The organism is Corynebacterium sp. HMSC036D03, assembly GCF_001836185.1.
In the GTDB taxonomy this organism is placed as follows: Bacteria; Actinomycetota; Actinomycetes; order Mycobacteriales; family Mycobacteriaceae; genus Corynebacterium; species Corynebacterium simulans.
Window position 1 is genome coordinate 162,781 of record NZ_KV827749.1, and the last position, 21,215, is coordinate 183,995.

Annotated in this window: 22 protein-coding genes and 1 pseudogene; 17 read left to right on the forward strand and 6 right to left on the reverse strand. The window is 61.0% G+C overall.

All coding sequences use genetic code 11. The features are described 5' to 3' along the window. The first annotated feature begins 56 nt into the window (after nucleotides 1-56). Nucleotides 57-1,364: a DUF4921 family protein gene (locus HMPREF2692_RS10410; RefSeq protein WP_179294359.1), complete on the forward strand. Its 1,308-nt coding sequence runs from the start codon at nucleotides 57-59 to the stop codon at nucleotides 1,362-1,364. Nucleotides 1,365-1,381: 17 nt separating this feature from the next. Here HMPREF2692_RS10410 and yaaA read toward each other — a convergent pair whose 3' ends face one another. Continuing rightward, entirely contained in the window at nucleotides 1,382-2,122 is a 741-nt protein-coding gene (yaaA, locus tag HMPREF2692_RS10415; protein ID WP_070433238.1) for a peroxide stress protein YaaA, read from the reverse strand. A gap of 31 nt (nucleotides 2,123-2,153) precedes the next feature. Here yaaA and HMPREF2692_RS10420 point away from each other — a divergent pair, with 31 nt between their 5' ends. Then, nucleotides 2,154-3,923 (forward strand): proline--tRNA ligase, encoded by a 1,770-nt coding sequence (locus tag HMPREF2692_RS10420; RefSeq protein ID WP_070733325.1) that lies wholly within the window; start codon nucleotides 2,154-2,156, stop codon nucleotides 3,921-3,923. Nucleotides 3,924-4,373: 450 nt separating this feature from the next. On the opposite strand, the gene HMPREF2692_RS10425 is transcribed toward HMPREF2692_RS10420, so the two are convergent. Then, on the reverse strand, nucleotides 4,374-4,709 hold the full coding sequence (locus HMPREF2692_RS10425) for a transglycosylase family protein (protein ID WP_061923146.1): 336 nt from the start codon (nucleotides 4,707-4,709) through the stop codon (nucleotides 4,374-4,376). A 208-nt stretch (nucleotides 4,710-4,917) separates the two neighbouring features. Between HMPREF2692_RS10425 and HMPREF2692_RS10430 the strand changes: the two genes are divergently transcribed. Then, on the forward strand, nucleotides 4,918-5,295 hold the full coding sequence (locus HMPREF2692_RS10430; RefSeq protein WP_062044078.1) for a DoxX family protein: 378 nt from the start codon (nucleotides 4,918-4,920) through the stop codon (nucleotides 5,293-5,295). On the opposite strand, the gene HMPREF2692_RS13500 is transcribed toward HMPREF2692_RS10430, so the two are convergent. After that, nucleotides 5,264-5,458: an MMPL family transporter gene (locus tag HMPREF2692_RS13500; protein WP_201054749.1), complete on the reverse strand. Its 195-nt coding sequence runs from the start codon at nucleotides 5,456-5,458 to the stop codon at nucleotides 5,264-5,266. The genes HMPREF2692_RS10430 and HMPREF2692_RS13500 overlap by 32 nt on opposite strands. A 282-nt stretch (nucleotides 5,459-5,740) precedes the next feature. Next, complete coding sequence (locus HMPREF2692_RS10435) at nucleotides 5,741-6,628, reverse strand: hypothetical protein (protein WP_070733323.1); 888 nt, start codon at nucleotides 6,626-6,628, stop codon at nucleotides 5,741-5,743. 37 nt (nucleotides 6,629-6,665) lie between these two features. On the opposite strand from HMPREF2692_RS10435, the gene rimP reads away from it, so the two are divergent. From rimP to HMPREF2692_RS10475, 9 genes are all read left to right on the forward strand, one after another. Then, complete coding sequence (gene rimP / locus HMPREF2692_RS10440) at nucleotides 6,666-7,232, forward strand: ribosome maturation factor RimP (RefSeq protein ID WP_061923141.1); 567 nt, start codon at nucleotides 6,666-6,668, stop codon at nucleotides 7,230-7,232. Then, nucleotides 7,229-8,245 (forward strand): transcription termination factor NusA, encoded by a 1,017-nt coding sequence (gene nusA / locus HMPREF2692_RS10445; protein WP_061923138.1) that lies wholly within the window; start codon nucleotides 7,229-7,231, stop codon nucleotides 8,243-8,245. The genes rimP and nusA overlap by 4 nt, the downstream gene beginning before the upstream one ends. Before the next feature lie 129 nt (nucleotides 8,246-8,374). Further along, nucleotides 8,375-8,686, forward strand: coding sequence for a YlxR family protein (locus HMPREF2692_RS12780; protein WP_082778614.1), 312 nt, complete (start codon nucleotides 8,375-8,377; stop codon nucleotides 8,684-8,686). A gap of 164 nt (nucleotides 8,687-8,850) precedes the next feature. Beyond that, nucleotides 8,851-11,700, forward strand: coding sequence for a translation initiation factor IF-2 (gene infB, locus HMPREF2692_RS10450; protein ID WP_070733321.1), 2,850 nt, complete (start codon nucleotides 8,851-8,853; stop codon nucleotides 11,698-11,700). A 347-nt stretch (nucleotides 11,701-12,047) separates the two neighbouring features. Continuing rightward, on the forward strand, nucleotides 12,048-12,491 hold the full coding sequence (gene rbfA / locus HMPREF2692_RS10455) for a 30S ribosome-binding factor RbfA (protein WP_061923135.1): 444 nt from the start codon (nucleotides 12,048-12,050) through the stop codon (nucleotides 12,489-12,491). A gap of 1 nt (nucleotide 12,492) precedes the next feature. Next, a complete protein-coding gene (locus HMPREF2692_RS10460; protein ID WP_070823562.1) occupies nucleotides 12,493-13,485 on the forward strand; it encodes a DHH family phosphoesterase in 993 nt (330 codons plus the stop codon). 77 nt (nucleotides 13,486-13,562) lie between these two features. After that, on the forward strand, nucleotides 13,563-14,837 hold the full coding sequence (locus tag HMPREF2692_RS10465; RefSeq protein ID WP_070823564.1) for an MATE family efflux transporter: 1,275 nt from the start codon (nucleotides 13,563-13,565) through the stop codon (nucleotides 14,835-14,837). A 30-nt stretch (nucleotides 14,838-14,867) separates the two neighbouring features. Next, the gene (locus HMPREF2692_RS10470; protein WP_062044087.1) at nucleotides 14,868-15,695 is read left to right on the forward strand and encodes a metallophosphoesterase family protein; all 828 of its coding nucleotides are present in this window, start codon (nucleotides 14,868-14,870) and stop codon (nucleotides 15,693-15,695) included. Next, nucleotides 15,695-16,363 carry a 4'-phosphopantetheinyl transferase family protein gene (locus HMPREF2692_RS10475; RefSeq protein WP_070823566.1) on the forward strand — a complete coding sequence of 223 codons (669 nt, stop codon included), beginning with the start codon at nucleotides 15,695-15,697 and terminating at the stop codon, nucleotides 16,361-16,363. The genes HMPREF2692_RS10470 and HMPREF2692_RS10475 overlap by 1 nt, the downstream gene beginning before the upstream one ends. A 31-nt stretch (nucleotides 16,364-16,394) precedes the next feature. On the opposite strand, the gene truB is transcribed toward HMPREF2692_RS10475, so the two are convergent. After that, nucleotides 16,395-17,288 (reverse strand): tRNA pseudouridine(55) synthase TruB, encoded by an 894-nt coding sequence (gene truB, locus HMPREF2692_RS10480; protein WP_070823568.1) that lies wholly within the window; start codon nucleotides 17,286-17,288, stop codon nucleotides 16,395-16,397. 37 nt (nucleotides 17,289-17,325) lie between these two features. Between truB and HMPREF2692_RS10485 the strand changes: the two genes are divergently transcribed. The 4 genes from HMPREF2692_RS10485 to HMPREF2692_RS10500 all read left to right on the forward strand — a co-directional run bounded on the left by HMPREF2692_RS10485 (nucleotide 17,326) and on the right by HMPREF2692_RS10500 (nucleotide 20,146). Then, a complete protein-coding gene (locus HMPREF2692_RS10485; protein WP_070587250.1) occupies nucleotides 17,326-18,351 on the forward strand; it encodes a bifunctional riboflavin kinase/FAD synthetase in 1,026 nt (341 codons plus the stop codon). Next, the gene (locus HMPREF2692_RS10490) at nucleotides 18,352-19,284 is read left to right on the forward strand and encodes a nucleoside hydrolase (RefSeq protein WP_070587248.1); all 933 of its coding nucleotides are present in this window, start codon (nucleotides 18,352-18,354) and stop codon (nucleotides 19,282-19,284) included. Between the two features lie 167 nt (nucleotides 19,285-19,451). Continuing rightward, nucleotides 19,452-19,721: a 30S ribosomal protein S15 gene (gene rpsO, locus HMPREF2692_RS10495; protein ID WP_005528980.1), complete on the forward strand. Its 270-nt coding sequence runs from the start codon at nucleotides 19,452-19,454 to the stop codon at nucleotides 19,719-19,721. Nucleotides 19,722-19,831: 110 nt separating this feature from the next. Beyond that, nucleotides 19,832-20,146 (forward strand): DUF4288 domain-containing protein, encoded by a 315-nt coding sequence (locus HMPREF2692_RS10500; protein WP_046645302.1) that lies wholly within the window; start codon nucleotides 19,832-19,834, stop codon nucleotides 20,144-20,146. A gap of 13 nt (nucleotides 20,147-20,159) precedes the next feature. On the opposite strand, the gene HMPREF2692_RS10505 is transcribed toward HMPREF2692_RS10500, so the two are convergent. Further along, a complete protein-coding gene (locus HMPREF2692_RS10505) occupies nucleotides 20,160-20,672 on the reverse strand; it encodes a CPBP family intramembrane glutamic endopeptidase (RefSeq protein ID WP_070587245.1) in 513 nt (170 codons plus the stop codon). A gap of 149 nt (nucleotides 20,673-20,821) precedes the next feature. Here HMPREF2692_RS10505 and HMPREF2692_RS10510 point away from each other — a divergent pair. After that, nucleotides 20,822-21,075, forward strand: a pseudogene (locus HMPREF2692_RS10510) (polyribonucleotide nucleotidyltransferase); the annotation flags it as partial. Nucleotides 21,076-21,215: the final 140 nt, after the last annotated feature.

A 21,215-nucleotide genomic window follows, 5' to 3' on the forward strand; every position in this document is an offset into this window, starting at 1 on the left:
GGCCACCAGCTTACGAGCCCGCGCAAGCCGCCATGCCGCGGTCTATCCTATGGAACATGAGCGAAGCACTTTTTAGCCGCATCGAGCCAATTCAAGTAATGGCGGATGGCACCGTCAAACAGGTCAATCCCTTCTCCGGAACCGAGGTATGGACCGTTCCAGGCCGCGGGAATCGTCCGTTTGCGCATACCGCCTCTAGCTCCCAACCGCTGGCTGCCGATGCCGCGCGAAACACCTGTGCTTTTTGTTCTTCGCGCAAGCTGGAAACCCCGCCTGAGAAATCACGCATCTTAGCCTCTGGCGAGATAGTGCGTGGGGTTGCGCCAGATTCGTTGGATGCAACCCAGCCTGCTTTTAGGCGCGTACCGAACCTCTTTGAGATCGTCTCCTTCGACTACTGGAAGGCCAACTACGAGTATGAGATGGACGCGGAGACTAAAGAGAGGATGGAGGGCTACATTGCGAATCCTGTAGGCCGCGAGCACGTTCTAAACATCGTGCGGACGAAGCTCAGGGCGGCCGGTCGAGATGCGGACCTAGGGGAGCAGGAACTGCTTACACACGCCGGCTGCTTTTTCGGTGGCGGTCACGATGTCATCATTGGCGCGCGCCACTTTGTGGACGGTGCTACCGATGATTCGCAGTTGGCCTCGTCTGGCACGCTCAGCCCCGACGAGCATTTCCTCTTTACTTCGTTTACCGCAGACTCCATGCGTGACCTTTATGAGCGCAACCGCTACGCCGACTATGTGGTGGCCTTCCAGAACTGGCTGGCGCCCGCCGGGGCTTCCTTTGACCATCTGCACAAGCAGCTGGTGGCCATAGATGACCTCAGCATGTCGGCCGCGCATGAAAACGACATCCTGCGTGCACACCCCAACATGTACAACGACTGGGCCGTAGGCTACGCGGCGCAGCACAACCTGGTGATTGCAGAAAACGATTATGCGGTACTCTTTGCCGGTTTTGGCCATCGCTATCCCACACTGGAGATCTTCTCCAAGTCCGAGCACTGCGAGCCGTGGAAGCAAACGCCTGGGGAAATCCGCGGAATGTCTGACCTTATCCACGCGGCCCATGCGGCAGTTGGCCCCGATGTGGCCTGTAATGAGGAATGGCACCACAAGGCGCCATCGGTCGACCTCGCGCAGCCGTGGCGAGTGATGATCAAACTGCGCGTGTCCACGCTGGCCGGCTTTGAGGGCGGGACCAAGATTTATATCAACACCATCTCGCCGTGGGGATTGCGCGACCGCATCGTTGATTCGCTGTACCGCCTGCGCGAGCGAGGCAAGCTTGCCTCCGGGATTGCGATTGCCACCGAATGCAGCCTAGAGCGCAATAGCCTGCGCTATAACAGCTAATTTGCCGGTGTTCGGTCCTAGGAGTCAAGCACGAGCACCAATTCTGGGGCGCGCTCGCTGCCGCGGATTTCCGTCTCCCACTCGGGGAAGCTTGCGGCGGCTGCGGAAAACTCCTCGAAGGTGGTTGGAAGCACCGGCTGGCTGAGCACGTGGCGGGCGAGTAGGCCCTTGTAGTGCTTGTTGAAGTGAGAGATGACCTTGCGCGAGCCATCAGGCTGAACCGATTCCACGCGAACCGTGGCCGCCGTCTTGAGCTTGCCCAGCTGCTGGTAGGTGCCAGAGCGCATATCGACCACCAGCTCATGGGCCGCGACTTCCTCCAAGGCCTCAGTGATCGCCTTACCCCACCAAGACTTCATAGTGTTTCCACTCAGCTTCGTTCCGCCGGAGAGACGATAATGCGGAATCAGATCATCGGCGCGGACGATGCCGAACAAGGCGGAGCCGATGGCTAGGTGGGAACGAGCGGCGTCGGAAAGCGTGGCGGCATCCAGCGCGTCATAAAGCACACCCGTATACCGTTCGATGGCCGGCAGGGTAGGAGAGCTATAAATTACCTGGTTGGCCTCGGCCTCCCCGCGGAGCTTTTCCGAGAGCTTTAGCTGAATCATCGCCTCATCCACCTCGAGAGAGGCAAGCGCCTGCGCGATCTCCTGGCGCGCCGGGTTCAGCGAGGGGAAGGACAATGCTCCGAAGTCGAGCGGGGCACCGGTGCCGCCGGGGGCTTTCGTCTCAGAAGGAGGGAGGAGAATGAGCATAGCTAAATACTAGCGGGGTAGAGTGCTAGGCATGATTACTCGCCTTTCGAATCTCTTCCTTCGCACCTTGCGCGAAGATCCGGCAGATGCCGAAGTAACCAGCCACAAGCTCCTCGTTCGTGCAGGCTACGTCCGCCGCGCCGCGCCGGGCGTTTACACCTGGCTGCCACTCGGCCTGCGCACCCTGTCCAAGATTGAAGACATCGTGCGCGAGGAGATGAACGCAATCGGCGGCCAGGAGATGCTCTTCCCGGCCCTTTTGCCGCGTGAGCCGTATGAGCAGACCCAGCGCTGGACCGAGTACGGCGATAACCTCTTCCGCCTGAAGGACCGCAAGGGCGCAGACATGCTGCTCGGCCCGACGCACGAGGAGATGTTCGCCTCGGCGGTAAAAGACATGTACTCCTCTTATAAGGACTTCCCGGTTACCCTGTACCAAATCCAGACCAAGTACCGCGATGAGGAGCGTCCGCGTGCGGGCATCCTCCGCGGCCGCGAGTTTGTGATGAAGGATTCCTACTCCTTCGACATGAGCGACGAGGGCCTGGACGAGTCCTACCAGCGCCACCGCAAGGCTTACCAGAACATCTTCAACCGTCTGAAGATTGATTACGCCATCTGCAAGGCAACCTCTGGTGCCATGGGAGGTTCCGCGTCCGAGGAATTTCTGGCTGTCTCTCCGGCAGGTGAGGACACCTTCGTACGCGCCACGGAGGGCGAGTACGCGGCTAACGTTGAGGCCGTGGTTACCCCTGTGCCGGAAGAAAAGGCAATTGAAGGCCAGGCAGAGGCGAAGGTTTACCAGACGCCTGATGCTGCGACCATTGACTCTTTGGTGCAGTGGGCTAACTCTGAAGGCATCGAGGTTGAAGGCCGTGCGGTGGAAGCCGCTGACACCCTGAAGTGCATGGTTATCAAGGTGGCACAGCCTGCGGCAAGTGAGGAAGAAAAGGAATGGCAGCTAGCTGCTGTTCTGATTCCGGGCGACCGCGAGCTAGACGAAAAGCGCCTTGAGGCCTCCCTTGAGCCTGCCGAGTATGAGCTGGCCGGTGACGAAGACTTCAAGAAGAACCCATTCCTGGTTCGCGGCTACGTGGGCCCGCGTGCGCTCAACGCAAACGACGTGAAGGTTTATGCGGATCCGCGCGTGGTGAAGGGCTCTTCCTGGATCACTGGTGCTGATGAGGCTAATCACCATGTGGTGGGCTGTATTGCTGGCCGCGACTTCGAGGTTGACGAGTTCATCGAGGCCGCCGAGGTCAAGGAAGGCGATCCGGCACCGAACGGCATGGGCACCCTGACCCTGGAGCGCGGTATCGAGCTGGGCCACATCTTCCAGTTGGGCCGCAAGTACACCGAGGCATTCGATGTTCAGATCCTGGATGAGAACGGCAAGCGTGCGGTTCCGACCATGGGCTCCTACGGCATCGGTATCTCCCGCATGATGGCTGTCTTGGCCGAGCAGATGGCTGACGAGAAGGGCCTGCGTTGGCCGGTTGAAGTTGCTCCTTTCCAGGTGCACGTGGCTGTGGCGAACAAGGACGCCGCTGCGCTTGAGGCAGGGCAGAAGCTGGTCGAGGACCTGAATGCTGCTGGCATCGAGGTTCTCTTTGACGACCGTCCGAAGGTATCTCCGGGCGTGAAGTTCAAGGACGCTGAGCTGCTGGGTATGCCGTTCATCGCCATCCTTGGCCGCTCGTTTGCCGATGGCATCATCGAGCTGCGCATCCGTGGTGGCGAAACGCTTGAGGTGCCAGCTGAGCAGATCGTGGACAAGCTCTTGGAGCTCGTGCGCGGTTGAGGCGTGCCGTTAGAGTGCGCTGTTGGCGCGTGCTGTTAAGAGCGCGCTGTTAAGGCGCAGGTACCGCTGTATGTAAATAAGGCTTCCAATCTTGTGATTTGGGGGCCTTATTTGCATATATAAGTACCTGGCAGTTGGGGTCACTCCGGCCGCGCGGGTTCGCGGGGCGTTTCCGTGTGGGGTGGTGCGGTTTGTGGGGTGCGGTGCGCTTTGTGGGGTGCGGTGCGCGGGGGTTGAGGTGAGCCGCTAGAGGGTGAGTACCGCTCTGTGTAAATAGGGCAGCTGTTTGCCGTGTTTTAGGCGGCCTATTTGCACACAGAAGTACGTTGATGGGGGATGCAAAGCGGTCCGTTGATGGGGGATGCAAAGCGGTGGGTTGCTGTGGATACGCGAAGGCCCTGCCCCTTTCGGTTCGAGGGGCAGGGCCTTATGGCACGTATGAGTGTGGCTTTAGTAGCCGCCTACCGGGCCACCACAGTTTGGCCAAGCACCGGCGCCCTGGGTAGTCAGGACCTGCTCGGCAACAGCAATCTGCTGCTCTTTTGTTGCCTGGTCAGCGGTTGGGGCGTACTGCTGGCCGCCGAAGCTGCTCCAGGTCTGTGCATTGAACTGCAGGCCACCGTAGTAGCCGTTGCCCGTGTTGATCTGCCAGTTACCACCGGACTCGCATGCTGCAACCTGTTCCCATGCGGAGGCCGGGGCAGCGTTTGCGGCAGGTTGCGCCAGTGCGGCAACGCCCATTGCAGCGGCAGCGGACAGGGTTGCAAACTTCTTCTTTGAACGCATTGAGAAAGTTCTCCTTCTCTTTGTGTCATTAAAGGAACACCCACGCGGTATCTCCGGTGTGTCCATGGCCAACCAACGTAAAAGCGGTGGGAGGGCCCTCGCAATGAAATGCGTCGTAAAGTTTGCTGCTCATTGTCTGGCCGCTACTCAGTAAGCCTTAAGCGGCTGTGGGCTCGGTGGAGAAAACTCGGCGATGTAGAGTCAGGGCATGGCTATTGATTGGAAGCGTGCCCGTGCCCTTACGTTTGGCTCTGTGATGCTAAGCATGGGCACGCTGCACTTTGTGAAGAAGGAAGAATTTGAATCCATCGTGCCGCCGCGTCTGCCAGGCGGTGCGCGGTTCTATAACTATGCCTCAGGTATCTGGGAGCTGGCCACCGGTGCAGCAGTAATTAATGAGCGCACACGTTCCGTCGGCGGCTGGTCCGCAGTAGCACTGTTGCTCGCGGTATGGCCCGCCAATATGTATCACGCCCGCAAGGATTGGAATCAATCCTCCACGGGCGTAGGTAAGAAGCTCTATCACGCGCTGCGTCAGCCAGCACAGTTGCTGATTATTCGCGAGGCGTTGCAGCTTGTGCGCTAGCGCTGTTCGTAGCAGCCCGCTTTAGGTGTGCGGGCCACCAGAACTTCTCGCCGAGGATCTGGACCAAGGCCGGTACCAAGACGGTGCGCACGATGAGTGTATCGAGTAGAACACTCCGAGCGACCCGGCGGGTATCGGCTCGGGCATCCTCGCGGCCGCGGATTCTTCGTCAGCTAGCTGGGAGTCGGGGTCGCCTACCAGTACAGAGCCCTCGCTGCGGGTGCCGGCGTGCTCACCGAAGTACTCGCGCAGCTGGGTGACCTTGTCGGCGCTTTCGGTAGAGGTCCCGGCCGTTACCTGGACTGGCACGATGGCTGAGTTGCCGTCCTTGCTAGGGATGAGCGAGCCATCTAAAGTGGCGTATTTTCTGGTGAGACACCCTGGCCATTGTAAAAGCCCAGCCTTAAGGCGGGGCCCGAAGATTTGTTTAGGGATTCACGCTTTTCTATAAACCGCGGGATTGGGCAGCAACGGCGATGAGCCAGTTGCGCCAGGCCACGCGTTCCTCGCCCTCGGCAGTGGGGGCGGCGGCTTGTGACGCGGCAGAAGACCACTCGAGGGAGTCATTCCACCCCAGGTGGTCGACGAAAGCTTGGGCGGAAGCAGCGTCGCTAGGCAGCGGCATTTCCTCAGGCGTTGGCTCGTAAGCGGGGGCCGGTTGGGGGACTTCGCCAAGCGGGGCGAGTGCCTTTTGCAGCGCTGCGATGCGCTTTTCGTGCATCTCGAGGCGGTCATCGATGTTTTCTTCCATCGACGGCGCGGCGTAGGAGCGGGCGAAGTCCAGGCCGTAGACCTGCTCGTATTCCCATTCCAGAAGCTCTCGGGCGCGGGCGGCTTCGCTGGGATCAAGCTCCGGGGACTCCGGCAGCTGGGAAGGCTCCCACGCGTCCAAGATGATGGCCTGGTTGGTCACCAGCGCGCGGGACTCCGCGCTGACCTCGCTCAGGGCGTCGCGGGTATGCACCGCGGCTTGGTCCATGACTTCGATGACATCAATATTTTCTGCGGCCGGCTCTTGGTCGGCGGCCTGCGGGTCGCGCTGGACCTCGCAGGAGCGCGGGGCAGCGCCTTTCTCGTTGCGGCCGCAAAGCCGCTCGACCTCGGCATAAAGGGCGTCGGCCTGCTCGGAGCGCAACTGCGAAGCGTGGGGATCGACCGCAGCGAGCTGCTGCGCGTCCGCGTCGGCGCTGCGGCCTAAGCCCACGAGTGCCTCATCGGGACGGGGGCCAAAGTAGTCGACGATGGAGTCGACGGCTTGGCATCCGCTCAGCGCGGGCGCGAGTGCGCCAAGGGCGGTAAGCGTTGCGATGGGGGCTAGGGCACGGCGGTTCACGCAAAAGACCTTACACGTAACAGTTAGGCTAGAGCGCATGGCTTTTCCAGATGCAGAACAATTAACTGAACTACTCCAACCATTGCTGGAGCCCCGCGGACTCGACGTGGAGGACGTAAAGACCACCAAGGCGGGAAAGAAATCCCAGGTCATCATCCGCATCGATGGTGATACGCGCCCGAGCTCCGATGTCCTGGAAGAAGTCTCCAATCAGATCTCCCAATTCTTCGATGCCAAGGAAGAATCAGGCGAGTTGAACTTTGGCGCAGGCTACACCCTGGAGGTCTCTACCCCGGGCGTCGATCTGCCATTTACCGCCCCGCGCCACTGGCGCCGCAACCGTGGCCGCCTCGTCGCATTTGAAACCACTCCGGGCCAGACCGAAGTGGCTCGTATTGGTGCGCTTTCCGCGGATGAGGCTGCGGTAGCGCTTATCACTACGGTGAAGAAGGACGTCCAATTCCGCATCGAGCGATTGGAAAATATCCACCGCGCGGTGGTAGAAATTGAATTTGCTAAACCTTCTGCGGACGAGCAGGAGGCAGCGCAGCAGACGTTTGAATACGCCGAGCAGAACTCGGCAACCCGAGAGGATGAAAAGTGAATATTGATCTAGAGGCACTCCGTACGATCCAGAACGAGCGCGGCGTCCACGTCAAGGACCTGCTCGAAGCGATCGCGAGTGCCTTGTTGTATTCGTACCTGGATTATCGCAAGCAGTCGGCAGAAACCAAGGCGGAGGGCACCAAGTCCCGCGTAGACATAGACGCCGACACCGGTGCAGTTTCCGTCATCGTCACGGAGACCGACCTGGAAACTGGCGAGACTTTGAGCGAATACGACGATACGCCAGAAAACTTTGGTCGCTTCGGTGCGCAGGCAGTGCGCGAGGCCATCATCCGCAAGCTGCGCGAGGCAGAAGCCGAGCAAACCTATGAGTCCTATTCGGAACTGACTGGGCGCGTCGTATCCGGCGTCGTCCAGCGCGATGTGCGCGCCAACGAGCGCGGCGTCGTTGTGGTCCAGCTCGGTACTGAACTGGATTCCCAGGACGCTATCTTGCTGCCCGCTGAGCAGCTGCCGGGTGAGAAACTCGAGCACGGTGACCGTATCAAGGCATATGTTGTGGGAGTTACCCGCAACGGCGCGCAGGTGCAGATCACCCTTTCGCGCACCCACCCGGAGCTGGTGCGCGGCCTGTTCGAGCTGGAAGTCCCTGAGGTGGGCGACGGCACCGTTGAGCTGGTGGCCATCGCGCGTGAGGCCGGACACCGCTCCAAGGTGGCAGTGGTGGGCCACGCCAAGGGGCTTAACGCCAAGGGTGCCTGCATTGGTCCACGCGGCCAGCGCGTCAACAACATCATGCGTGAGCTCGGCGGCGAGAAGATCGACATCATCGACTACAGCGAGGACCCAAGCGTCTACGTGGGCAACTCCCTGGCGCCGTCTAAGGTTGTCCGCGTTGAGGTCATCGACCACGAAGCACAGGTTGCGCGCGTGACCGTTCCGGATTACCAGTTGTCTTTGGCAATTGGTAAGGAAGGCCAGAACGCCCGCCTGGCGGCGCGTCTTACCGGGTGGAAGATCGACATCCACTCCGATGCAAAATCCAACTAGTAGTCGAGCTGCACAGGGATAAAGGTACTAATTAAGGTTCTGCCAGGTTTTCGCGTAAGCTAGATAACGGCCCACATGCAGAAAAGCTGTGGCGTTTTTCAGGTAAGCGCGAAAACGTAAGGGAGTTGGATGTCACTGAGACAACCACAGTCAGACCCTCACGTACGTATTCGTACCTGTATTGCTACGCGCCGCCGCTTTCCCGATACGCAGCTATTGCGTGTTGTCGTTGACCGCGATGACCCAAGCGGCCGACGTGTCGTGGCGGATCCGCGGCGCCGCCTTCCCGGAAGGGGAGCCTGGATTAGCCCGGAACTTTCTGCATTAGAGCTGGCGGAGCGCACCCGAGCATTTCGGCGCGCGCTTCGGTTATCCACTGACGTGGATACAGGTCACGTACGTGAGTACCTGGAGAAGTTGGCGAAAGCCGGCGAATCATAGGTGCATTCGTGAAGGCACCGCGCCTTCACGAGCCAGAGTTAAAGGAAGACCGAACACTGATGAGCGCACAACGATGAAGCATCAGCGATGAAAGTCCATAGCCATTAACTAGGGGTCAGGCCACTTCCAGGCCTTGGCTCCTAGTAACGATCACAAGGAGACAAGTGCCCGGAAAGCTACGTGTTCACGAGCTCGCAAAGCAGCTCGGAGTAACCAGCAAGGAACTACTCGCTACGCTCAAGGAGCAGGGCGAATTCGTCAAGACTGCTTCTTCTACCATTGAACCTCCAGTGGTAAAGAAGATGCGCGCCCACTACGAGGCGCAGTCCGGCGGCGAGAAGCTGGCCGGTGAGAAGTCGGCAGAGAAAAAGCCTGCCGCAAACAAGGCTGCCAAGGACGCTAAGTCAGCTAAGGCTGCAGGCGCTGCCAAGGCAGAAAAGCCTGCAGCTAACGCGCCAAAGCCAGGCGCACCGAAGCCAGGCGCCCCGAAGCCGGGAGCTGCCAAGCCAGGTGCAAAGCCTGCCGCAAAGGATTCCGCTTCCGCACAGGCAGAGCAGAAGTCCGCTGCCAAGCCAGGCGCCCCGAAGCCAGGTGCTGCTAAGCCGGGCCCGAAGGGTGGCCAGAAGCCACAGGCAAACGGCGCGGACAAGTCCGCTTCTAAGTCTGCCCCGAAGCCGGGCGCAGAACGTCCAAACCCAGGCAACGCTATGCCTCGCCCCATGCCGAAGCCGGGCGGCACCCGCCGCGTGGCCAACAACCCGTTCTCCACGGGTGGTGGCGAGGGCGGCCGTCCAGGACCACGTCCGGGCGGCTCCAAGGGCCAGCGTCCTGGCGGTAAGCCAGGCGATAACCGCGGCGGCAAGGGCGGCGGACGCTCGGGCCAGGGCGAGGGCAACCAGCGTCAGGGGCAGGGCGGCGGTCGTCGTCCATCGCCGGCCATGATGCCTTCGCGTCCAAACCCGGCAGCCATGCCGTCTAGGTCCTCCAACGGTGGCGGCGGTGGCCGCGGCCGCGGTGGGCGTGGCCAGGGTGGACCAGGCGGTCCAGGTGGCCCAGGCGGCTTCCGCGGTGGCGGACGCGGCGGACGTCGCGGCGGTACCGCAGGTGCATTCGGCCGTCCAGGTGGCGCACCGCGTCGCGGCAAGAAGTCGAAGCGTCAGAAGCGCCATGAGTTTGAAGAGCAGCAGAAGCATGAGGTAGGCGGCGTACGCCTGCCTGACGGCAAGGGCAAGACCATTCGTCTGCGCCGCGGTGCTTCCTTGGCTGACTTCGCAGAGAAGATTGGCGCAGATCCGGCAGCACTGGTGCAGGCACTGTTCAACTTGGGCGAGATGGTTACCGCAACCGCCTCCGTTTCCGAGGAAACCCTGCAGCTGCTCGGCGCTGAGATTCACTACGACGTCCAGGTCGTCTCCCCAGAGGACGAGGACCGTGAGCTGCTCGAGTCCTTCGACCTGAAGTTCGGTGAGGACGAAGGCGGCGAAGAGGCGCTGGAGAACCGTCCTCCAGTTGTTACCGTCATGGGTCACGTCGACCACGGTAAGACCCGCCTTTTGGACTCCATCCGTAAGACCAACGAGCGCGAGGGCGAGGCCGGCGGCATCACCCAGGGCATCGGTGCATACCAGACCACCGTTGAACTGGAAGATGGCGAGCGCACCATCACCTTCCTAGATACCCCGGGTCACGAGGCGTTTACCGCTATGCGTGCACGCGGTGCGAAGTCCACTGACTTGGCAATCCTGGTTGTCGCAGCAGATGACGGCGTCATGCCGCAGACCGTTGAGGCAATCAACCACGCCAAGGCTGCGGACATCCCAGTCGTGGTTGCAGTCAACAAGATCGATAAGCCAGAGGCTTCCCCGGACAAGATCCGTGGCCAGCTCACCGAGTACGGCCTGGTGCCGGAGGAGTACGGCGGCGACACCATGTTCGTCGATATCTCTGCAAAGCAGGATCTGCACATCGACAGCCTGCTTGAGGCAGTCATCCTGACTGCTGATGCAGCGCTTGAACTGACTGCGAACCCAGAGATGGACGCACAGGGCGTTGCCATCGAGTCTCACCTCGACCGTGGCCGCGGCCCGGTTGCCACCGTCATCGTCCAGCGCGGTACCCTCCGCGTTGGTGACTCCATCGTCGTTGGCGATGCGCACGGCCGTGTCCGCCGCATGCTTGACGAGTTCGGTAACGACGTCGAAGAGGCTGGTCCGTCCCGACCGGTTCAGGTCCAGGGCCTCAACGGTGTTCCGGGTGCCGGCGACAACCTGCTCGTGGTGGAAGATGACCGCGTGGCACGCCAGATTGCTGCACAGCGTGATGCTCGTAAGCGTTCCGCTCTGCAGGCAAAGGCTCGCAAGCGCGTTTCTCTCGAGGATCTGGATGCAGTTCTCAAGGAGACCTCGACCCTCAACCTCATCCTCAAGGGCGACAACGCCGGTTCGGTGGAAGCCCTGGAAGATGCGTTGTTGGACATCGAGATCGACGACGAGGTACAGCTCAACATCATCGACCGTGGCGTTGGTGCTGTAACCCAGACCAACGTCTCCCTGGCAGCGGCTTCCGACGCAATCATCATCGCCTTCAACGTTCGCGCTGAGGGTAAGGCAACTGAGGAAGCTAACGCCGAGGGCGTGGATATCCGCTACTACACGATTATCTACCGCGCCATCGAAGAGGTCGAGGCTGCTCTCAAGGGTATGCTTAAGCCAATCTACGAGGAGCGCGACACCGGTGCTGCGGAAATCCGCGCGCTGTTCAAGTCCTCCGCTGTCGGCACCATCGCGGGCTGCATGGTTACCGAGGGCAAGGTCAAGCGCAACGGCAAGGTCCGTCTCGTTCGCGATGGCAACGTCATTACTTCCGACGCCAAGATCGAGTCCCTGCGCCACGAAAAGGACGACGCAAACGAGATCAACGCCGGCTACGAGTGCGGTATGGTCCTGTCCTACCCAGATATCCAGGTGGGCGACCAGATCCAGGCCTACGAAGAGGTCGAGGTTCCGCGTACCTAGTCCGCAAGCGGCATAAATAAAATCGCCAGGTGTTTCCCCGATGGGGGAAGCCCTGGCGATTTTATTTGCAACTTCTGCTGAACTTTAGAATTTCAACTATCCAGACAGGTTTTAGACAAGTTGGGTTTGCTAATGCGTGCCTTGTTTAGCAGAGAAGCTTGCGTGAGTTCAGCCCTTTCGAGGCAGCTTGCTGCTTTGTTCGGAGCATCGGCATGAAACTCATTTAAAGGATGGGGCATGACGCTTCCTCTTTCTGCTGCAGGACATGTATGCGGAGTAATGTAAGATGAACACGATTTTATAGATCTTGGTAGAGATCGCTAGTTCGACGGAGAAGGAGTTGCACCATGGTTGACCACGCTCGTGCTGCACGAATGGCCAAGCGTATTCAGGAAATCGTGGCGAGTGCTATCGAACGCGAGATCAAGGATCGTCGCCTCGAGATGGTGACCATCACCGATACTCGCGTCACGGGTGATCTCCATGATGCCACCGTTTACTACACCGTGCGCGGCAAGGACATCGACTCCGAGCCAGACTTCGACAAGGCAGCAGAGGCACTCAACCGCGCGAAGGGCCAGCTGCGCAAGATTGTGGGCGATCAGCTCTCCGTGCGCTTTACCCCGACGCTCGCCTTCGAGGTCGATACCGTTCCGGAAGCTTCCGCCCACATGGAGGATTTGCTGGAGCGTGCCCGCGCCCGCGATGCCGAACTTGCCAAGCTGAAGGCCAACGCGAAGCCGGCTGGAGACGCAAACCCATACAAGGATTCCGATCGGGAAGAGGCCTAGGGTGCGCCGCGCTGATTATCAAGGCGCCGCCGACGCCTTGATAGAAGCGAGCAGCATCTGCATCATTACGCACCTGCGCCCCGATGCGGATGCTATCGGCTCTGCCGCCGCGTTGAACCTGGCGTTGCGCCAGCGGGGCAAGCAGACCCGCACCGTCATCGGCCAGGAACGCCCGATTTCGAACAATCTTTTCACCATCCCTGCCGCCGACGAGATTGAGCTCGTCAACACCCTGCCAAAAGGCTATGACCTTTATGTCACGGTGGACTGTGGTTCCATCGACCGCACCGGCGCTCTCATGGGGGAGTTGGAGAAGATGGCGGGCACCGGCCGGGTACTGTGCATCGACCACCACGCATCGAACCGCGGTTTCGGTTCCATCAATCTGATTGATCCGGAGTGCGAGTCCACCACTGTGGTGCTTCTCGACGTCCTCGATATGCTCTCCGTGCAGATCGATCGCGGGATTGCGCATTGCCTTTATGCCGGTCTGGTCACCGACACCGGCAGCTTCCGCTGGGGCCGGCCAGCCATGCACGACATCGCTGCCCGCCTGATGTTCTATGGGCTCGATACCAAACAGATCGCAGTGGAACTGATGGACTCCAACACCGCCGACGACGTGCAGATGGTCGGCCGCGTGCTGTCTGGTCTGCGCATCATCGAAGCTGGCGAGCACCGCCTCGGCACGCTTATCGTGCCCGTTGAGGAAGTACAGTCGCATTCCGATTCCGCCGTGGAATCCATGGTGGACTTCGTTCGCGCGCTCAAAGGCACCGACATGGGCGTGGTGTTCAAAGAGCAACGCGCGGGAGTCTGGGCGGTGTCGCTGCGTTCTTCCACCGTTAACTGCGCGCAGGTGGCGCTCATGTTCGACGGCGGCGGGCACATCCCGGCGGCCGGCTATACGGCCCTGGGCAAGCCAGAAGAAATCATTGCTCATCTCGTCGACGCACTTGCCAATTACGACGAAGAAAATGCTGTAGGGGAGTAACCATCACGCGGCGCGAACAGGGTAAAGCTTCGGCAGAAGCAGAAGATACTTCGAAGCCAGGTAAGGCAGTCACCCGCGTGAGCGCTGGTCAGGTATTTCGCCTCGCGTTTCCGGCGCTCGGCGTGCTCGCTGCCATGCCGCTCTACCTATTGCTGGATACGGCCGTGGTGGGCCGCTTGGGCGCGCATCAGCTGGCCGCACTTGGCGCTGCGGCGACCATCCACACGGTTGTCACCACCCAGCTGACCTTCCTTTCCTATGGCACAACCTCACGCGCCTCGCGGCTTTTCGGCGCCGGTAAAAAGGACGAGGCCGTAGCCGAGGGCGTGCAGGCTACCTACGTGGCCATCGGCGTGGGCATGACCCTGGCGGTCATCATGTGGTTGGGCGCAGGGCACTTTGCGCGCTGGCTAACCGGCAATCCAGAAACTGCCCAGGACACCGCGTTGTGGCTGCGCATCGCTGCCTTCGCTATCCCGCTCAATCTCATCGAGATGGCAGGCAACGGTTGGATGCGCGGCGTTCAAAACACTGTAAAACCGCTGCTTTTTACCCTGGCCGGCCTCATTCCTGGCGCCATTGCTGTGCCAGTATTCGTCCACCAGTGGGGCCTTGCCGGCTCCGCCTGGGCCACGGTGCTGGGCATGGCGATCATGGCCTCGCTCTTCCTGTGGGAACTTCACCGTGAGCACGTGGGCTCCTGGCGGCTGCAGTGGGGCGTCGTCAAGCGCCAGCTCGTGTTGGGCCGCGATCTCATCGTACGCTCTGCCAGCTTCCAGGTGGCCTTCCTTTCGGCCGCCGCCGTGGCTTCCCGCTTCGGAACGGCCCAGCTCGCCGCGCACCAGATCATGATTCAGCTGTGGAACTTCCTATCCCTCGTGCTGGATTCTCTGGCCATCGCCGCCCAGGCGCTGACCGGCGCGGCGCTCGGCGCGGGCTCGGCCAAGCACGCGCGCAGCGTCGGCACCAAGGTCACTTTCTACTCCACGGCCTTTGCGCTCGGGCTCGGCGTAGTCCTAGCCCTGGGCATCAGCATCATTCCTGCGCTTTTCACCACCGATGCAGTGGTGCTCGAGGTCATCCGGCTGCCGTGGCTCATCATGATTGCCATGGTGGTTCTGGGAGGCGTGGTCTTTGCACTCGACGGCGTCCTGCTCGGCGCCAGCGATGCCGCCTTCCTACGCACGCTGACCGTCGTTTCGGTGCTCTGCGGATTCCTGCCCGGCGTGTGGGCGGCCTACGCCTTGGGCGCGGGCCTGCCCGGCGTGTGGTGCGGCCTTGCGCTGTTTGTTTTCATCCGTTTCCTCGGCGTGGTCTATCGCTTCCGCTCGATGCGCTGGGCTGTGGTCTAACCTGAAGGAGAACGAAGAAAGGAGCACGCCATGGCCACCTTATGGGCGGTGTCAGATCTCCACGCGGCAGTGCGCGCTAATTCCAGCCGCATCGATGAGCTTTACCCGGAAGATCCTGCCGATTGGCTCATCGTGGCCGGTGACGTGGCCGAGCGCACCGAACTCGTACTGCGCATCCTCACTAAGCTTTCGCGGCGCTATGCCAAGGTGATCTGGGTGCCGGGAAACCACGAGCTCTTCTCGCGTTCCCAAGATAGGTGCCAGGGCCGCGCCAAGTATGACGAGCTGGTGGAGGGCTGCCGCGAAATCGGCGTGGTGACTCCGGAAGACCCATATCCCGTCTTCGGCGGGGTGACCATCGTGCCGCTGTTTACCCTTTATGATTACAGCTTCCGCCCACCCGGCACCACCGTCGAGGGTGCCCTAGAACGCGCCCGTGAACGCCAGATTGTCATGACCGATGACTTCGCCATCGCTCCCTTCGTCGATGTTCGCGCCTGGTGCTGGGATCGCCTTGCCTATTCCATCAAGCGCCTTTCCCGGGTAAGTGGGCCTACGGTGTTGGTCAATCACTGGCCGCTGGTTCAAGAACCCACGCTGCGCATGGCGTGGCCGGAAATCGCCCTGTGGTGCGGCACTCGCCATACCCGCTCGTGGGCGCGGCGCTATAACGCGCAGGCGGTCATCTACGGTCACCTGCATCTGCCCGGCCGCACCAACGTCGATGGGGTAGACCACATCGAGGTCTCACTGGGCTATCCCCGCGAGTGGGAGGCGCACGGCCATCTCCAGCAGTGGCCCTATCCGGTCCTACACAGTGATGAGCCCGCGTCCTCGGCGCTTGAGGAGGTGCGCTAATGCTGGAACCACACCTGTTCCCAGATACCGCCCGCTACTGCTACGTGCGCACCGACGCTGCGCTTACGGATTTGATGAATTACACGCAGCTGGACCCGCAGGAGCAATCCTTGGTCTCCCAGGCAGTAGACGTGCGCAAGGCGGAATTTGGAGACGCCCGCTGGTGCGCGCATCGCGCTTTGCAGGAGCTGGGCTGTGCAAGTCAGGAGCCCATCATGCGCGGCGAGCGGGGCATGCCGCTGTGGCCGCACGGCTATACCGGTTCCATGACGCATACAGAGGGCCTGCGTGCGGCGGTAGCGGCTCCGAGTAAACATGTGCGCTCTATGGGCCTCGACGCCGAACCCGCCGAGCCATTGCCCGATCACGTGCTGATCATGATTGCGCGCGCAGGGGAGATGGCGCAGTTAACGCAGCTTGCCGACGCCGGGATTGCTTGTCCCGATCGCCTCTTGTTCTGCGCCAAGGAAGCCACGTACAAAGCGTGGTTTCCCATGACACATCGCTGGCTGGACTTCGACCAAGCAGAGATCGACCTGCGCCTCGACGGCACCTTGATCTCCTATATCTTGGCCCGCCCGACCCCAGTGCCGCTGATTAGCGGGCGCTGGATGATCCGCGATGGCTTCGTCATTGTGTCCACGGTGGTGCCCGCGGTGGGCTTTTAGCGGGTGGGCTCTCGATAGCCCACTCTCAGGCTTAAAGCGTCGACGGCCGCGCCACGAATACCGTGGCCAGGCGCTTTCCTTTTTCCTTGATGAGCGCAATCGAGCGACCATCAGGATCTACCGCCGCATAGGTGCCCTTTAGCCCGCGCGGCTCGAGCCATTTGCCCATGGCGAGCGCCTTTGCCTCGTCTTCGGTGACCTGAAGGACAGGGTAGGAGCGGGCGAGCGCCTCGTCGAGGGAAAGCGAAAGCGCCGGAGCGTCAGCGAGCTCGTCGAGGGTCCGGGCGTCGCCAAGCTTAAAAGGCCCCACCTCCGTGCGGCGCAGGGCAGTGAGGTGACCGCCCACGCCGAGCGCCTCACCTAAGTCGCGGGCGAGGGAGCGAATATAGGTGCCAGACGAGCAATCAACGGTGACGTCGAGGTCCAGGTACTCACCTTCGATGCGGTGGGCGAGGATGTCGAAGCGGCTGACCGTAACCGGGCGGGCGGGGATTTCTACCTCTTCGCCCTCGCGCACGCGCTCGTGGGCGCGCTTGCCGTCGATCTTGATAGCAGAGACCGCAGCGGGGCGCTGCATGATGTCACCGGTGAGAGCTGCGACCTCTTTATTGACCTGCTCCATATCGAGTTCGCTTGCAGGCTCGCCCCAGGTGCGCTCGCCCTCGGCGTCGTCAGTATGCGTCGCCATGCCAAGGCGAATAGTGGTGTCGTAGGACTTGGTTGACGCGACCATGTGCGCGAGGAACTTGGTGCCGCGTTCCAAACCGACCACCAAAACGCCGGTGGCCATCGGGTCGAGGGTGCCTGCGTGGCCCACCTTGCGGGTGTGAAATATGCGGCGGAGGCGGCCCACCACATCGTGTGAGGTCATGCCTTGCGGCTTGTCCACTACCACCAGGCCAGAATTTGCGAGCGCATCAGTCATGCCCTGCAGTCTATTCCACGCCTCGCCGTGCATTAGCATGGTGGCCGTGGATATTTGGTACGGAATCGACAGCATCCCCGGTGACTTTGGCCCGACTGCGGTGACCATCGGTGTCTTTGACGGCGTACACCGCGGCCATCAGCAGCTGATCAATAATGCGGTGAGCTTCGCGCGCGCAAAGGAATTGCGCACGGTGATGGTGACTTTTGATCCGCACCCCGTCGCGGTCTTCCTCCCGGAGCGCGCGCCGCTGTCCGTGGTGACGTTTGAGCGCCGCCTGCAGCTGGCGGAAGAGATGGGCATCGATGCGGTGCTCGTCATCGACTTCACCAAGGAGCTCGTGGGCACGACTCCGCAGCACTACGTCGAAGACCTGATTGTGGGAAAGCTGCACGCGCGTCATGTGGTCGTGGGGGAGAATTTCACGTTCGGTGCGGGCGCGAGCGGCACGGCGGACGCGATGGTGGAGTTCGGCAAAACCTATGGCTTTAGCGTCGACGTGGTGCCGCTGCTTGACGACGCCGGGGTGCGAATCTGCTCCACAAACATCCGCGCTAACCTGGCGGCGGGCGAGATTGCCAAGGCTAACTGGGCGCTTGGCCGCCACTTCTCAGTGACTGGCCCGGTGGTGCGCGGTGCCGGGCGCGGCGGCAAGGAGCTCGGTTTTCCCACCGCCAATCAGTACTTCCCGGACAGCGTGGCTATTCCGGCCGATGGCGTCTATGCGGGTTGGTTCATCCTGGAGCCGGCTGAGGCACCCGTCGAGGGCAACATGGACCATGGCGTGGCTTATGCGGCAGCGATCTCCGTGGGCACGAACCCGACCTTCGGCGACGAAGAACGTTCCATCGAGTCCTTCGTGCTGGATCGCGACGCCGATCTCTATGGGCACGTGGCCACCGTGAAGTTCGTGGATCATCTGCGCGACATGGTGAAGTTCAACTCGGTAGAAGAGTTGCTGGACGCGATGGCAGCAGATGTGGCCAAGGCACGTGAGGTCCTCGCCGAGGATGCTAAGGCCCGCGGTTGGGAGAAGGACGAGTACTTCCTGCAGGAGGGCTAAATGAAGGTCATTTTGGATCTCGATACCGGGATCGACGATGCCCTGGCGCTGGCCTATGCGCTGGCGCACCCAGGCCTCGAGCTCATCGGCGTGACGGTGACTTATGGCAACGTGCCTGTGGAACTGGGCGTGCGCAATACCTTGGTGCTGCTGGAGCTGCTCGGCGCGGGCGACGTCCCGGTCTTTGCCGGTGAGCAGCCGGCGGGATTCCAGGTCAAGCCAATTTCCGCATTCATCCATGGCCGCAATGGCATTGGCGACGTTCTGCTTCCGCCGCCGCGCGGGCAGGTACAGCAAAAATCCGCGGTGGAGTTTCTGTGCCGGTCGGCGCGTGAACATGGCGAAGACCTGGTGATTATCCCGACTGGGCCGTCCACCACGATTGCGGCGGCGCTGAAAGCTGAGCCGGCACTCGCGGACACTCGCATCGTCATGATGGGCGGCGCCCTGACCGTGCCGGGCAACGTCACCACCTGGTCTGAGGCCAACGTGGCGCAGGACCCCGCCGCCACGGACTTCCTCTTCCGCACTGCACGCGATGTCACGATGGTGGGCTTGGATGTTACGCTGCAAACGCTTCTGACCACTGCGGAGACACGGCAGTGGCGTTGGCTCGGTACGCGGGCCGGACGCGTTTATGCGGACATGCTCGACTATTACATCCGCGCCTACGCCGCCATCGAACCGGACCTGGGCGGTTGTGGCCTGCATGATCCGCTCGCGGTGGCCGTGGCGGCAGACCCTAGCCTGGTCACCTGCTTCGATACCAACCTGGCCTGCGAAACTACTGGCACGACCCCTGGCCGCACCATCGGCGATGTTGCCAGGATGCAAGAACTACACAAGGCTGCCCACGTGGCAGTAGATGTGGATGCCCCGCGTTTTGTGGCCGAGCTGATGGACAAGCTCGATTCGCTTCTGCAACAGCATTAACGTGCAGAAAGTGGCGTGCCTTCCTGCGGATTGTGCCAAGAAGCCGCAGTTTGGGTTTGGGGCAGAAAAGCTGTTAGAGTTATCCCTTGGCTTTGTGACTGCGGTCCGCAGCAGTTAAAGGCGCTAAGAATTTCATGCGGACTGAAATACAATAGGAGAAATCCAACATGGCTTTGAGCACTGAGAAGAAGGCAGAGATCCTCAAGGAGTACGGCCTGCACGAGACCGACACCGGCTCCCCAGAGGCACAGATCGCTCTGCTGACCTCCCGTATCAACACCCTGACCGAGCACCTGAAGTTCCACAAGCACGATCACCACTCCCGTCGTGGTCTGCTGCTGATGGTCGGTCGTCGCCGCGGCCTGCTGAAGTACCTCGCAGCTAACGACATCGATCGTTACCGTGACCTCATCTCCCGCCTGGGCCTGCGCCGCTAAGCCTTTTCGGTTGCTTTCAAACCCCGTCTTCGGACGGGGTTTGTTGCGTTTTTGAGGCCGTCTCGATCACGCAGCAGGTATCGCGGCCCCAGAGACGGTAGCTTGGCACCATGGAACCTTATATCGGCATTGTCGTTTTTGAACTTGAATCGGTAGAGCCCAGTGAGCCGTCGTATTTCCGGGAAGATTTTGTCCTCGTCCGTGCCACAGACGACGATGAGGCGCGCGCGAAGGTCGAGGCGCTGGCGCGTAGCCAAGAATCGGCAGAGCATCCCACAATCGTGATGCGCCACATCGTGGATGTCGCGCCCGCACTCGACGGCACGGTCGAGGGAGACGTGGACCTCTATGCGCGCCACTTTGCGTCGCTTGAGGACTATGCGCGCTTCGAAATGATGCTGGGAGGGCGCGACCCGTTCGCCTAGTCCCGAGCGTGGGCTACACGAGGAGCACTGCCGTGAGGACGTTGATGGTAGCGTGCACGGTGGCGCCGGGCCATAGAGAAGCGCTTTTCTCGCGCAGCCAACCCATGGCGAAGCCGGTGGCAATCTGCAAAACAAAGAGCGGGATGAGGCTGACATCCAGCATGGCCAGCGGTAGGTGGATGAGGCCGAAGAGGAGGCCCTGCACTGTAATTCCCGCGCTGGCATTCCAGCGCTGGGTGATAATTCCTTGTAGGAAACCGCGGAAGAAGATTTCTTCGCCCACCGCGCGCAGCGCCATCGCGAGGAATCCCATTGCCGTTGTTGCAGTCGTGGTCTGCGCGACAACCTCCGGCGGCGCAGGCAACAACGCGAGGTAGCTCAGCACCAGCAACACGAGCAGCATCACTGCTGCCCACGCCCACCCGCGCGCCCATGGACGTCCCAGTCCGCAGACGGCGACTGCCGGCTGGCGGCGCAGGAGAAGGTAGATGAGTGTGGGAAGCGACCACAGCAACAACATGACCATGGTTTAAGTCTAAGGCTGTACCGCGAGTCGGGGAGCGTGATGTTCGACATAATCCCAGGAAAGCTGCTAAAATCGCTACTCGTTGTAGAAACCTAACCATTTTTAACCGGCGGCACCGATGATCGCCGGGCTACAAGGAGTAGAAAACTTTGAGCGCTAGAAACGCTGTTGAGTTCAACATTGATGAAGAATTCGGTATCACCGAAGCAATCGCCACCCTTGACAATGGCGATTTTGGCACCCGCACCATCCGTTTCGAGACTGGCCAGCTGGCTCGTCAGGCGGGCGGCTCTGTCACCACTTACCTGGACGAGGACACCATGCTTCTGTCCACCACCACCGCCTCCAACCAGCCGCGTGAGGGCTTCGACTTCTTCCGGTGACCGTGGACGTCGAGGAGCGCAGCTTAGAGTAGAGATAAGTCCTCAGTCCAATTCCTGGGCTGAGGATTTTTGCGTTAGTTGGACCGGTCAGATTTGGTGAGTGCCGACTTAAAACTAAGCTCCGGCACAAAATTCATGTGTCGGAGCTTGTTTATTTCTG